We start from the raw sequence: 13373 nt of genomic DNA on the forward strand, positions 1-13373 counted from the left end.
CCTTTTTATTGGCCCGTTTGAAACATGATGTACACAGGGCTCTCCCTTACCTCCAAACGTATAGCCGTATCCCCCGCTTTCTCCCACTTCACTTGCTTTGCAGGTTCATCGGCCGTGGTCATGGCAGCAGTGTTAACCGGCCACGACGGTGGGTTATCAAGTACCGCATTTATTACGTGCGGTTGATAGCCTTTCTGCTGATGGGTTCTGGCGCCGGTAGGCGACCAGGCCACCCACACCAGCAAATTCGGATCATCTCCCTTTATAAATTCAAACACATACAGGGAATCCGTTTCTTTTTTTACCACACGCCGGAAACGATAATCGCCCAACGTCTGGTACAACTGCTTCACTGCCCAGAACGACATTTTCGGAACAAAATTCCGCGTAAGCCCGGAAGCGGCGTGAAAAGAGGCTTCGTCTTCATCGTTATAATAATACAGGTAAGCGCGCCGGATATCAAGCGGGGCAAACACCAGGAATGACCGCACCAGGTACTGCGCCTGTTGCAGATCACTGGCGCCCTGCCAGTTCAGTTTCAGCGCCCAGTCTTTCCGGTGCTTCATAGCCTCCGGCGTACACGCATCATATCCAAATTCGGTTACCCACACTTCCTTCTCTTTTGCATGCTGGTTGCGCCATGCAATAGCGTCTTCAATTACTTTGAGATACTGCAGGGAATTATCTTCCGGGTAGCTCCGGTTCCAGCTGTTTTCACTATCAGCAGATTTTTCTATGGTAGGATAAGTATGCACATTGATCACATCATAGAGGGGAAGTATTTTTTTATCTATATACAAATCATTCAATCCCTGCGAATAAGGATCTGCTTTTACCGCCACTGCCGGCGTAACGATCTTCATCGCCGGATCACCGGCACGTACCCCTTCCGCCATTTTTGTGAACAGGATTTTAAAAAGCGCCGGATCAAACCGGGTGCCCGGCTCATTGTCAATTTCCAGGGAGGTACATAACTTTTCCGCCCCCGAAGGCCCATAATAAGCGGCCATCGCTTTCCCGTAATCATATGCCCATTGCTCCTTACCAGCCCACAATTGTTTGTAATCCGGACTGCCCAATCCTACTCCCAGGAACTGCATACAGATATCTGTTTCAAACCCGGCGGCTTTCCACGGACCGTAGGCATCCCGTTTCCAGTTAATATTATTGATGGTGTTAGGTATGGTAATGGCATCGCCGGGCGCTTTCACATCCCAGCTGATGTTATGATAACTGCGCACCAGCCGGCAAACCTGCTTATATAAATCGGGCTTGAAAGTAAGATGCCCGTTGATGCCCATAAAATCCCTGAACAATGGCCGGCTGGTAACCGGTATGGAATCGGTGGCTGCCTGGCTTGTTTGTGCAGGACCATGTTCTGCACAGCCGGTCATAAGAGCAGTAAAGAAGACGATGGTGGTAAACAAATAATTCCGTGGCATAGTACAATGAGCATAAGGAGTGAAACAAAAGAGGCGAATGGTAAGAGTGAAGATATATAAATATCCTCACTCTTACCATCCGCCTGTATCATTGTTCGCTATTACCTGTTAGTTTCTCCAGCCCGGCACCTGTTTGTATACGCCGTTACTCTGCGCTATTACATCAGGATTCATGGGCCATGCCATATGTTTGGCCGGATCAAAATTACGTGCCGGCCATACCTGTTTTATTTCGTAAGAAGACAACGGGTTTACCTTATCGCTGTGGATACGGCCATGCAAAGGCGCATTGATCTTTGCATAATCACCCCATCTCTTGAGATCCTGCAGCCTGTCGGTCCATTCGCAGGCCAGCTCTACCCGGCGTTCATGCTTGAGATTTTCCATCGTAGGATTTGCAATAGCTGCCAGTCCTACGCGGCTGCGTACTTCGTTCAGCGGTGCAGCGGCTTCGCCACTCCGGCCCAGTTTGATCAGCGCTTCTGCTTTAAAGAGCAGGATTTCCGCATAGCGCATCAATGGCAAATTGAGTGCAGTAGTTGGATAATCGGGGCTCTGATTGATATTGGTGTTGGTATTAACCACGCCATCTTTACCATAGGAGTATGGCTCCATATACTTATTCATCTGGAAACCGGAGAGGCTGTTGGTAGAGTAGTAAGAACGCACCAGGCCAAAGAAGGTGAACTTATCATTAAATTTCAGGATGGTCACTTCACGTCTTGGATCATTCGCTTCGTATTCTTCATACAGTTCTTCCGTTGGCTGAAAATAGCCCCAGCCGTTGAAGATAGCCCAACCGGTATTTTCCAGTACTACGCCCGGAAATTCGGAACCGCCCTGTACACCGGAGGTAACAGACCACATATATTCTGAACTCCAGTTATTGGCAATGCTGAAAACGGCGCGGTAATTCTGCTGGCTGGTTTCTTTTCCTTTGATAAGGGCACGGTGTCCTTCATCCCTGATCTTATCGGCGAGTGCGGGGATCAGCGCCCATTTGGAAGCGTCGTACTGTGCCCAGTAAGCGTATACTTTCACCATATACCCCCAGGCTGCAGCTCTGTGCGCGCGTCCCTGGTCGGAGGTGCTATATGTTTCAAAGAGGGGCAGCAGGGAGGCTGCCTTTTCCATGTCGCTGACAATTTGCGCATAGTTATCCGTTACAGATGGCAACTGAGGAGGGATACGTTTTCCAAATTCAGGATTTTCCGGTCCGTCGAAAGGAACGCCCTGGTCTTTATGTCCCCAGAGATAAGCCACCCAGAAATGTGCAAATCCGCGCATAAAATACGCTTCGCCCAAAGCCTGGTTGCGTGCGGCTTCTGTGGTATTTTTTGAAGTAGGTACATTCTGGATCACCTGGTTGGCGCGGTTGATCATTTTATACAGATCGGACCATCCGTTTTTCAGGTACCCTTCACGGCCGCTTGGAATAAAGTTCTTGATATTCTCCCCATCGGCCTTCGCTCTTCCTACAATGAGGTCGTCGCTGGCGTCCTGTACCCAGAAGAGGTCACGTCCCCAGGTAGATTCATAACGCATGGCTACGTACATGTCGTTGGTAGCCTTCCGGAGATCGTTATCACTCTGCCAGAAATAAGCAGTAGTAGGTGCGCCGTTGGGTTTTGTATCTACCCATTTGTTACAGGCACTTGCACCCAACATCAGCGACCCCGCGAGAAATATATGTTTGAATGTTGTTTTCATAAAAGCATTTGGTTTGATCAGAATTTAATATTTGCACCCAGGGAAAACACGCGTGATACCGGGAACTGGCCGCCATCAAGACCAACACCACCTACTTCCGGGTCCATACCGGTGTATTTGGTAAAGGTGAGGAGGTTGTCGCCGCTGAAGTATACGCGAAGGCCCTGGTTCCAGCTCATTTTCTTAAAGGTGTAGCCGATCAGCAGGTTCTTTAATCTCAGGTAGTTACCATTTTCAAGATACCAGTCGGAGTTGGTCTGGAAATTTTTGTTGGGATCATTTGCTGAGATACGGGGGATGTTGGAGCCTTTATTTTCAGGGGACCAGGCATCGAGGATTTTATCCCAACGGTTGTATCCCTGTTCGGAGCCGCTTAAGGTAGTCATCTTGAAAGCATTGAACAGCTTTACGCCGCCTACGCCCTGCATAAACAGGCTCAGATCAAAATTTTTCCAGGTGAAGCTGGCGGTGAATCCGTAAGTGAGTTTTGGAAATGCGTTGCCCATGTATACGCGGTCGCCGTCGTTGATGGAGCCGTCGCCATTCTGATCCACAAATTTCAGATCACCGGCTTTTGCGTCGGGTTGAATCATTTTACCATCTTTCTGATAGGCTTTTGCTTCGTCATCTGATTGGAAGATGCCGGCAGTTTTTATCAGCCAGTAAGAATAAAATGGTTCTCCTACTTTGGAACGGAAAGGCGTGAGTGCACCTCTGAAGGCATCATCGTGTATCATTACAGAAGTAGGATCAGCATCTATGTATTCCACCCTGTTTTTTAACGTGGCAATATTGGCGCTCAGGTTATATCCAACCTGGCCGATATGATCATTCCAGGACACAGCTACTTCCACACCTTTATTACTGATTTCTCCTTTGTTAACCCAGGGTGCATCCAGCCCAAAGGTATTAGGCCAGCTGGCTTTCTGCCGCTGGATCAGGTCATAGGTGAGTTTATCAAAATAATCGGCGGTAATGGACAGGCGTTGTTTCAGGAGGCTGATATCAATACCGATGTCTGTTTGCTGCGAAGTTTCCCAGGAAAGCGTAGGATTGAAGGCTTCTGTCATTGCCAGGGAGTTGCTTCTGGGTGCACCATCGCCAACCTGAAATGTATAATCCGGAGTGAGCTTGGCGTAACCATAGTAATGCACCATAGAACCAATATTACCTATTCTTCCCCAGCTGCCCCTGATCTTGAACAGATCCAGCCATTTTACATTATCCATGAAAGACTCTGAGCTGATTTTCCATGCGGCTGTTACACCGGGAAAACCTTTGGAGCGGTAACCTTCCGCTAATCTGCCGGCCACATCGTTACGGTAACTGGCGGTTACAAAGTAACGGTCTGCCCAGCTATAGGATAATCTTCCTACGTAGGAAACTGTTCTGTCTTTCCATTCATCATCTCCCGGAAAATTCTGGTCAAAGATAGTGGCGTTGGTAAAAAACTGCGCCCACGCTGCTTCGTTTTCAAATCCTTTTGCAGCAGCCGAGAAATTACGGTTGGATTCTTCCTGCCCGGTCATAGATAACATTACACCAATGTTATGCCGGTTGATGATTTTGTTATAATTAAGGGTGTTTTCCCAGATCCAGTTGTAGCCTTTATCTGTAGAATAAGTTAACGTATTCTGCTCATTCGGTTTTCCGGGTTCTGTTCTTTTAGGTTCAAAATTTTTCCACAGTGCATTTTGCTGACGGTAAGAAAAACGGGAAAGATAAGTAAGACCAGGGATGATATCAGACACTGTTAACTCTGTTACCGACTGCAGATCATTTCTTTTGTTATAGGGTTTATTTCTCAGCAGCGTAGCTACCGGGTTGATCACATCTCCATAGATCCCGTTGTACTGGGCGCCTCTCGGCCCTACGCCGCCAAAGGTACCATCGCTGTAGTACGGGGTAGCAGAACGGGGCATGTACAGGGCGGAAAGAATTACGCCACTGTAACCGCTGGCTGTTTCTGCATCCCTGTTATCATTGTTATTCCAGAAGATATCCTGGCGCAGTTTTACGTTCTTACTAAACTGGTAATTTGCATTAAATCTCAGGGAAATATTTTTATTATAGGTATTGATCAGCGTACCTTCTTCTTTTTCATAACGTGCCTGGAAGAGGGTAGAAAATTTATCTGTTCCGGCGTTTACGCTGATGTTGTGCCGTTGTACAAGGCCGGTACGGAAAATTTCATCCATCCAGTTGGTGCGGTTTACCAGGCCATCCGGGTTCTTAGCAGGATCCCATCCTTCGAGCGGGAGCTTGCCTGCATTGGTTTGTGCGAGGTTGGATACCCTGCCCTGTTCTTCAGCCGTAAGCGACTGCAACGTACGCCAGGCCTGTTTAGCCCCTACGAAGCCGGTATATTGTACACTAGGCAACCCTTTTGCCGCCTGGCGGGTAGTAATGAGGATAACTCCTGCTGAACCGGAGAAAGCGCCGTAAATAGCCGCAGAAGCCGCATCTTTCAGCACCGTGATCGATTCCACATCTGCGGGGTTGTAGGGGGCGCCGGGTACACCATCCACCACATACAGCACATTTTCGCTGTTAGCGGAACCCACACCACGGATGGTTACTTTGTTGGCACTACTTGTATGCCCACCATTGCTTACCACCGTGATACCGGGTACTTTACCCTGGATCATATTGGCCACATCCAGTACCGGGCGTTCCTTGATCTGCTTCATGTCTGGTACTACTGCTACGGCAGCGGAGAGGTCACCTTTTTTTGCGGTGCCGTAACCAAGTACCACCACTTCATTCAGTGCGTTGTTGCTGGTTTTCAGTGTAAGGTTTACCGTATCTGAGCTACCGGCAGACATTTCCACAGTTTCGTAGCCTACATAGCTGAAGCTGAGTATGGCTTTATCACTTTCCAGGGTGATTTCAAATTTGCCATCGGCATCTGTAACGGTTCTTGTTTTAGTGCCTTTTACCCAAACAGATACGCCGGGAATCGGTTCTTTATTTTCAGTGGTAACACGACCAGTGATTTTGCGGGCAACTGCCTGGGTAGTTTGTACTTCCGGATCTTTCTCTGCTTTCCGGAGCAGGATGGCTTTGTCGCTCACGCTGTACTCAATACCTGATTTACTACGGAGCATGTTAAGGGCTTCGTTCAGCGTAATATTATCCGGTTTGAAATCCCTGACAATAATTTTGTCGAAGTCCTGTTTTACATAGTTAAATGTAAAGCTGCTCTGGTGTCCCAGTGCGCTCAGCACCTGGGAGAGGGAGGCACGGGAAATATCCAGTTTCACTTTTTCGCTCAACCCGTTTTGCCTGGCGTATCCGAAGGTAGCTGGCAACAGGGCACATCCCATTAGCAGGAATTGTTTGATGCGGGATACAGCCCGCCCGCTGCTGCGGGTATGCTGATCAGCGGAAGTAAATGTCATTTTCATGTGTTGAAATTTTCAGGAGCGTTCACGTGTTATTTAATAGATGATCACCTGTTTGTCGGAAATACGGAATTGTTTACGGCTGATGTAACATAGATTTCCCAGCATTTTTACGAAGCTGTCTTTTTTGAAGAGTACAGATACATTCTTTTCGATGCCTTGTGTGTTCTCCCATTTCACCTGATAACCGTTGCGTGTGCACAATCGCATAACGGCATCTTTGAAAGGCAGATCAGTAGCGCTGAAGGCGCCTTCTTTCCAGGCGGCTACTTTACCGGCTTCTGTAGCGGAAATATTCAGTGCTTTATCTTCATTATTATAGGCGGCGGCGTAGCCGGGCTTTAGTAGGGTACTGTCTTTTCCCGAGCATACTTTTACTTTACCCTGTACCAGTGATACACGGGTTAATCCTTCGCCGGCATAGGCTTCCACGTTAAACTGCGTACCCAGTACCTGGATAGCGAGATCCCTGGTGTGGATCACGAATGGTTTGTTCCGGTTGCCTTGTACTTCAAAAAAGCCTTCCCCGGTGAGTTGTACGTTGCGGCTTTGCTTATTATAGTCTTCCTTCCATTTAAGGGAGGCCGCGGTATTCAGCCAGATACGGGAGCTATCCGGCAGTACTACCAGTTTAATATCGCTGGTTTCATTGGTAACCTGGAATGACTTATTATAAGCCAGGCGGGCGGGCGGTTGTTGTGAATAACGCTGCCACATAAATCCTGCGCCGGCCAGTAATAATATGCTGGCTGCAGCGGCCCATTGAATGGAACGTTTCTTCCACCAGGCTACCGGAGCTGCCGGGAGCATGCTGTGAAAATTAGCCAGGAACTGCTGCCGGTAAAGGTTTGATTCCAGGGCAGACAAGTCTGCCTCGCTGTTTAAACCGTCATACCAGTTGTCCAGTAGCGCCAGTTCTTCCCGCGTACATTTTCCTTCATGAAACTTTTTCAACAGGGCTTCAGCCCTCGGATATTTTTGTGTTGCCATCTGTTAATGAATACCCGCAACACAAAAAATGTTAACTCCATCTAAGGTTAAGGAATTGTAAACAACAAAAAAGAGGAGATAAGGCTGGCAGACAAAGCCGGATTTGCTTTAATATGTGCCTTTACCTGTTTAAGGGCACGGCTATATAAAACGCGCGCGGATCCTGCGTCTATACCTAGTTGCTGCGCAATTTTCTGGTAAGAATAGTGATGGTTTACGCGAAGGATAAATAGCTGGCGCTGACTGGGAGAAAGGATTTCCAGCGCTTCAGAGATAATGGTTTCTTTCAGTCCATGCAGTTCATCGGAGTTTATTGCATCCGGTGATTCCAGTGTATCGTTTAATAATACTTCCAGTTTTTTCAGGTGTGCCTGGTAACGGCCATTGGTGCGATAGTACTTAAAGATGCGCAGTTTCAGGGCATGGAGCAGGTAAAACTCCAGCGTTTCATCTTTGGGCACATCTTCCCATTTCACCCATAGTGAAAGCAGTACATCCTGCACAATATCAAAGGCGTCGTGCGGGTTGGTTTTCGCCACGGCGATGCCGAGTAACTTATCCCAATAGGCCGCTACAGCCGCCTCAAATTCAGCCTGGCCGGAACTTCCGGATGTATGATGGAAAGATATTTTCTTAAGCGCAGACATAAGTTGAATATAACAGTCCCTACAAAAGTAAATGTCTAATATTACGTGGATATTAACGTTAGGAATTCCAGGCTTCTTTTCTTTTTAAAAATCGATTTAGCAAGACCTTACAAGAAGACGTGACATTGCTCCTGTACTTTTCATCGTGAACTGAAAATTAAATTGTTACTGTATTTTGATTGATAATTTAATGTGGACTGATTGGCGTCAATCAAATATAAATTTACTTTTTCAAACGGGAAAGAATATTTATAAGCGTACATCTTACCTCAAAAACGGTATCTTTCTACCTGTTTTAAAAGTTACCTATGCTTACCGAAGATGCAGCTATCGCCATACAGGAAGAATTACGCCGGCAGGTAATCACCACAGATGAATTGCCGGATACCATTAAAATTATTGCCGGCACCGATGTGGAATACGACAAAGATTCCAACCTGATTGCAGGCAGCATTGTACTGCTGGATTATACCACCCTGCAGGTAGTGGCCGTAGCCACCCATTGCATGGAAGTTACCTTTCCCTATATCCCCGGATTATTCTCCTTCCGGGAGATGCCTCCCCTCCTGAAAGCCTGGGAAAAACTCCCGCTGCTCCCGGACCTCATTGTTTGCGATGGCCAGGGACTGGCCCATCAGCGCCGTTTTGGAATGGCCTGCCACTTTGGAGTAACGGTTAACAAACCCGTAATCGGCTGTGGCAAAACACGGCTATGCGGCGAATATCACGACCTCGGGGAAGAAAGAGGCAGCATTGCACCACTAATAGAAAGCAATGAACATATCGGCAACGCCCTGCGAACACAAACCGCTACCAACCCGGTATTTGTTTCCACAGGACATAAAATATCGCTGGCCACTGCCACTGACATTGTACTGAAACTTTGTACACAATACCGCTTACCGGAAACCACCCGGATCTCCGATCATTACGGACGGCTGGCATTACTGGAGTATAAAAATTTGGAGAAATGAATTTATTATTTATATATTTGCAGCCCCAAATGGGGAATACAGAATGGCTGAAAAGCTTGCCTGTAGGAAGGATCGGTAGTTCAGTTGGTTAGAATGCCGCCCTGTCACGGCGGAGGTCGCGGGTTCGAGTCCCGTCCGGTCCGCAAAATCTCGAAGAAACCCGCGCTGGTCGCGGGTTTTCTATTTTAAGTCGGGTGTTTAGTCGGGTACCGGTTAATCCTCTCCTGCTTTTTTTTGCTACCTTATTAAGGTTAACTATCACTTACTAAGATGCAATTATATTTACAGCCTCCCTACCAATAGCGATGTACAGCGCCAATAGATGTTTTTCTAGGATTCAGAAAGTACCATAGATTATTGCTTTGGCAGGACACCGGCACAAACTTTTGAAAAAACGTTACATCTGGCAAAAGAAAAGCAGCTGGATGATCCACCTCCAGCTGCCCAAAAATTTATCTTTCTGTCGGATCAAATCTGAACTTCTAAAATTTATTCAGGTATAGCTTCTACTAGCTTCTTAAGAAGGTTTTCTCTGTTTTTCACAGAGGGGTCAACTTTTCACCAGAGATTGGGAGAGAATTTGCGCTGAGGCAGTTTGAATAGCAATCGGGTAGCAAAGCCCAAAAGCGGCGACCCAGGCGCCGGTTCAGTTCTGTAAAACTGCGCCGCCCCAACATAAGTATATGCCACAAAAGCACTCTTACCTACTTCAAATTTCCTGCTAACGGCACCTGTAAAAAGAAACCGGCTGCCAGGAATAGCAGCCGGATTAACTCTCGTTATGATTAAAGTATTATAAAGATTTATTTAACTGAGATTATTTTCACCGGTCCCAATAAACCCGATAACTGCAAGGGCGAATCGGCATGGTAAAAAGGTAGCGTTGTATAAGTAAGCTTATTGGTAACACCCGGTTGCGCATCACCAATCAAGCGGTTTACCCAAAGATTGGTGACTTTTATCTCCAGCTTATTATCTCCTGCTTTCAAAACACTGGTAACGTTTACACGAAAGGGTTGCTTCCACACAATACCCAGCGGCTTTCCATTTATCACTACTTCGGCCAGGTTTCTTACATCGCCCAGGTCTAACCACAATTGTACACCTTTCACGATAAGGCTCTTACGAAGATTAATATGCTTTGTATAGGTAGCGGTACCGGAAAAGTACCTGATACCGGCATCGCTGTTTTCCGTATAAGAGGTGAGCCGGTCGAAAGTGGCGCTGGCCGGCGCTTCCCGGTTGGGCTGAAACATCACCCTCCAGGAACCTTCTACTGTTGTGATTTCTTTTTCTGTTTTAGCAGGAAGGTCATTTGCCTTCCTGGTGGCTGGCGAAAGGAATACTACAAACACGGCATCATTCGGTGTCAGCTTTAACGACACTGTTGTGCGGTTATTTTCTATTTTGTAAGAAGCGGGTTCCATGCTCCCTGTCTCCGGATGCCAGATCTGTGGCGTTTTTCCACTAACCCGGAAAACAGCTTTCACGGCTTCATTCCGGTCGCTCCGGTTATTTACCCAGTAGATATCGCCACCCGGCAGCTTGCGATGCACATATAGTAATTGCGTACTATCGTGTGGTTTGGCGTACTCAAAGTCAGGTAGCATATTTGAAGCAAAAAGAACTTCCCTCAATGGTTTGGCTGTGGTGACTTTGGGATTTGAGGAAGCCCATATTTCATTTACTAATTGATTAAATTCGTTGGGGTCGTCTGTTAAACTTAGCGGGGTCAATGGTTTTACACCGGCAACAGTAGCGCCGGATCTTACCAGTTCCCTTAGTTTACGCAAGGCAGGCAAAGTCATTTTAACGGCGCTGCTGTCCAGCACCAGTACACTATAACTCATACCGCCTGGCGTAACTAATTTGCCGTCTTTTACCGACAACAAATGGATAAGCGCATCAGTATTTATGAAATCATAATCATATCCTTCAGGAATGGCAGGTGGTTTTCTACCAAACAGGTTGGTGATATTATTGTCTTCTCCATAGTAATAAACAATATCAGCTGCAAACCTGCCCTGTTGTAATAAATAGCTGCTGCGGGCCAGATAGTCGTTCCATGCTTTTGCATGTTCCGCCCATGTTTCATGGCGTGTATACCACTGGCCAAAAGGTCCGAGGCCGAGACCGGGAATTTTGTTATCTAACGGCTGGTGGGGTGAACAATGGATCACAAAACGATTTACACCACTTGCCAGCTCCAGATCCGCGCTTGATTTTAAATTTCCGGGATAATACGCCCATGCGGATCCGCCCATCCCCAGGGCGGTTAAGGACTCTGCAGCTACGAGGTTTTGTCCGTACAGGTGCGCTACTGATGCAGATTCCCGGATATCGATCGTATATCTTGTCTGATCGTTTTCATTAATAACAGGACTGGGTGTCCATAATGCAGACATAGGGATGGCTGCCGTTCTTTTCACCTCCATACCATCTCCAATAAATGCGCGACCATCTTCATGCGATTCGGAATAGCGCCTGATACCGTATTGTGCCAGGATATTGGTCAGTGCATCGTAATGATATGCTGCCACCATTTCTTCCAGTGTTTTCCTGAAATCAAACAGAAAAGCCTCACTGGCATCAGCGCTTTTAATGATTGCCCCTGTTATTACAGGCAACCAGGGAATAATGCTGTAACCGCGGCGTTTTTGAAATTCAGCGGGAAAATCAGCCGTCCAGTTTTGTGCACCCGCTTCCCAACTATCTGTGATAAGATATTGCAAAGGGCCTTTATTTCCCATCAGGCTACCAGTGGCATCTTTATACCGGTCTAAATAGTTGGTGAAGTAATTTTTCACCGCCACCGGGTCCAGCTTATCCACTTCCAGTCCTGTTGCAGGGTAAGAAGCAGGATGATTGATCGTACCAAGCAGCGAATACCCAAAACGGATTATTCTCCACTCTCCTCCTTCCGGCACGGTCCAATTGATTGATCCGTCGGCCTGTAGCTTATCTGTGATATCAATCACCTCGTTTGCATTCACCACATCTTTACTGGCAGCAGTTGTTTTGGTATCTAATAAATTGCCTGCTGGTGCAAAGGCCGATTTTTCTTCAAACCTGTTTATCCGGTCAGCAGTATACAGCACGATTTCTGCGATCTCAGTTCCGGCTACATTTCTTTTGCTCTTATCGGCGAGTCCCATGGTGGCCGCCCTGTTAAAAGGGACGGGGGGATTTTTAACCGTGATACGAAAATATTTTGCCGTTGTTGCCGGCACCGGGATGGTTTGCTGTAAAATGGCGCCTGGTGGAATGTAGGTAATGAAGCGATAATTCACGCCATCGTTACTTGCTTCCAACGCACGGCCATCTGCCGGATCTGCACCCTTACCATACATGCCGGGATTGCCACCGCCAACCATGCTTATCGCTTTAATAGTTTGTGGTTGAGGAAAGGCAAATTGTATCCATGCATATCCTTTCACCGTATCTTTTGGTAAAAGAACGCTTGTATGTAAATCACCATCAGTAAGTTGAGATAAGGTAAAATTATTACTGCCTGACGTTACCACTGCGCCTAAGTCGGCCAACGATCTGTCGGCCTGCGGCACTTTGTACGCCAGCAGGGCCACATCTCTGTAAAATAAAATATCCTTTGAAATATCCACCTTCCGTTCCCCGTAAGGTTGAACGGGCATATCCTGGAAAGGCCCTGTAATACCCGGTGCTGCGGCTAGTTTAATATTTGAGGCGCCACCTTTTACACGGGTTTCTGTCCACACAATTTTCTTCATTCCATCTTCCGGCTTTACCCAGGGACCACCCGTTTCGCTAAATCCTGGCGAAGCGGCAATAGCCATTTCCAACTTCAGAGAATCGGCCATTTTAGCAGCAAATCTGAAAGCATCCAACCATTCCGGTGTCATATATACCAGTGGCTTATCAACTATCTGCGACTTATCCGAACGACCCAGTTCCACCTCAAACTGATGAAAACCACCAATACCTACCCGGTGCATCCATTCCAGGTCTTTCCTGATGCCGTCTTTAGTAATATTTCCATTCATCCAGTGCCACCACACGCGGGGCTTTGCTTCATTGGGCGGGCTAATAAAATTTCTATAGAGGGTATCGCTGTTTACCCGTTGTGCATTTCCTTTGACAAAGAGAAAAATAAACACAAAAAATATTAGTGTCCTGTGCACAATAATAAAATTAGAATGAATGAATATTACAAATGCACGAATGAGCGTA

7 protein-coding genes and 1 tRNA gene are annotated in these 13373 nt (G+C 47.0%); 2 read left to right on the forward strand and 6 right to left on the reverse strand.

Translation table 11 applies throughout. From position 1 onward, the window contains the following. Nucleotides 1-5: 5 nt before the first annotated feature. From V7S65_RS16625 to V7S65_RS16645, 5 genes are all read right to left on the reverse strand, one after another. Nucleotides 6-1442, reverse strand: coding sequence for a hypothetical protein (locus tag V7S65_RS16625; protein WP_336387325.1), 1437 nt, complete (start codon nt 1440-1442; stop codon nt 6-8). A 108-nt stretch (nt 1443-1550) separates the two neighbouring features. Then, nucleotides 1551-3152: a RagB/SusD family nutrient uptake outer membrane protein gene (locus tag V7S65_RS16630; protein WP_336387326.1), complete on the reverse strand. Its 1602-nt coding sequence runs from the start codon at nt 3150-3152 to the stop codon at nt 1551-1553. Nucleotides 3153-3169: 17 nt separating this feature from the next. Continuing rightward, nucleotides 3170-6559: a SusC/RagA family TonB-linked outer membrane protein gene (locus tag V7S65_RS16635; protein WP_336387327.1), complete on the reverse strand. Its 3390-nt coding sequence runs from the start codon at nt 6557-6559 to the stop codon at nt 3170-3172. A gap of 33 nt (nt 6560-6592) precedes the next feature. Next, nucleotides 6593-7546, reverse strand: a complete 954-nt coding sequence (locus tag V7S65_RS16640; RefSeq protein WP_336387328.1) for a FecR family protein — start codon at nt 7544-7546, stop codon at nt 6593-6595. 47 nt (nt 7547-7593) lie between these two features. Beyond that, nucleotides 7594-8193: an RNA polymerase sigma factor gene (locus V7S65_RS16645; protein WP_079469196.1), complete on the reverse strand. Its 600-nt coding sequence runs from the start codon at nt 8191-8193 to the stop codon at nt 7594-7596. 308 nt (nt 8194-8501) lie between these two features. On the opposite strand from V7S65_RS16645, the gene nfi reads away from it, so the two are divergent. Continuing rightward, nucleotides 8502-9167, forward strand: coding sequence for a deoxyribonuclease V (gene nfi / locus V7S65_RS16650; protein WP_336387329.1), 666 nt, complete (start codon nt 8502-8504; stop codon nt 9165-9167). A 69-nt stretch (nt 9168-9236) separates the two neighbouring features. Then, nucleotides 9237-9310, forward strand: a tRNA-Asp gene (locus V7S65_RS16655). 660 nt (nt 9311-9970) lie between these two features. On the opposite strand, the gene V7S65_RS16660 is transcribed toward V7S65_RS16655, so the two are convergent. Then, nucleotides 9971-13300: a glycosyl hydrolase gene (locus V7S65_RS16660; RefSeq protein ID WP_336387330.1), complete on the reverse strand. Its 3330-nt coding sequence runs from the start codon at nt 13298-13300 to the stop codon at nt 9971-9973. Nucleotides 13301-13373: the final 73 nt, after the last annotated feature.

It is taken from the genome of Chitinophaga sp. CCNWYY40 (assembly GCF_037483205.1).
GTDB classification, from domain to species: domain Bacteria; phylum Bacteroidota; class Bacteroidia; order Chitinophagales; family Chitinophagaceae; genus Chitinophaga; species Chitinophaga ginsengisegetis.

Excerpts from the sequence above, each read along its gene's own strand:
- V7S65_RS16625 (WP_336387325.1), bottom strand. The coding sequence starts at position 1,442 with ATGCCACGGAATTATTTGTTTACCACCATCGTCTTCTTTACTGCTCTT.
- V7S65_RS16630 (WP_336387326.1), bottom strand. The coding sequence starts at position 3,152 with ATGAAAACAACATTCAAACATATATTTCTCGCGGGGTCGCTGATGTTG.
- V7S65_RS16635 (WP_336387327.1), bottom strand. The coding sequence starts at position 6,559 with ATGAAAATGACATTTACTTCCGCTGATCAGCATACCCGCAGCAGCGGG.
- V7S65_RS16640 (WP_336387328.1), bottom strand. The coding sequence starts at position 7,546 with ATGGCAACACAAAAATATCCGAGGGCTGAAGCCCTGTTGAAAAAGTTT.
- V7S65_RS16645 (WP_079469196.1), bottom strand. The coding sequence starts at position 8,193 with ATGTCTGCGCTTAAGAAAATATCTTTCCATCATACATCCGGAAGTTCC.
- nfi (WP_336387329.1), top strand. The coding sequence starts at position 8,502 with ATGCTTACCGAAGATGCAGCTATCGCCATACAGGAAGAATTACGCCGG.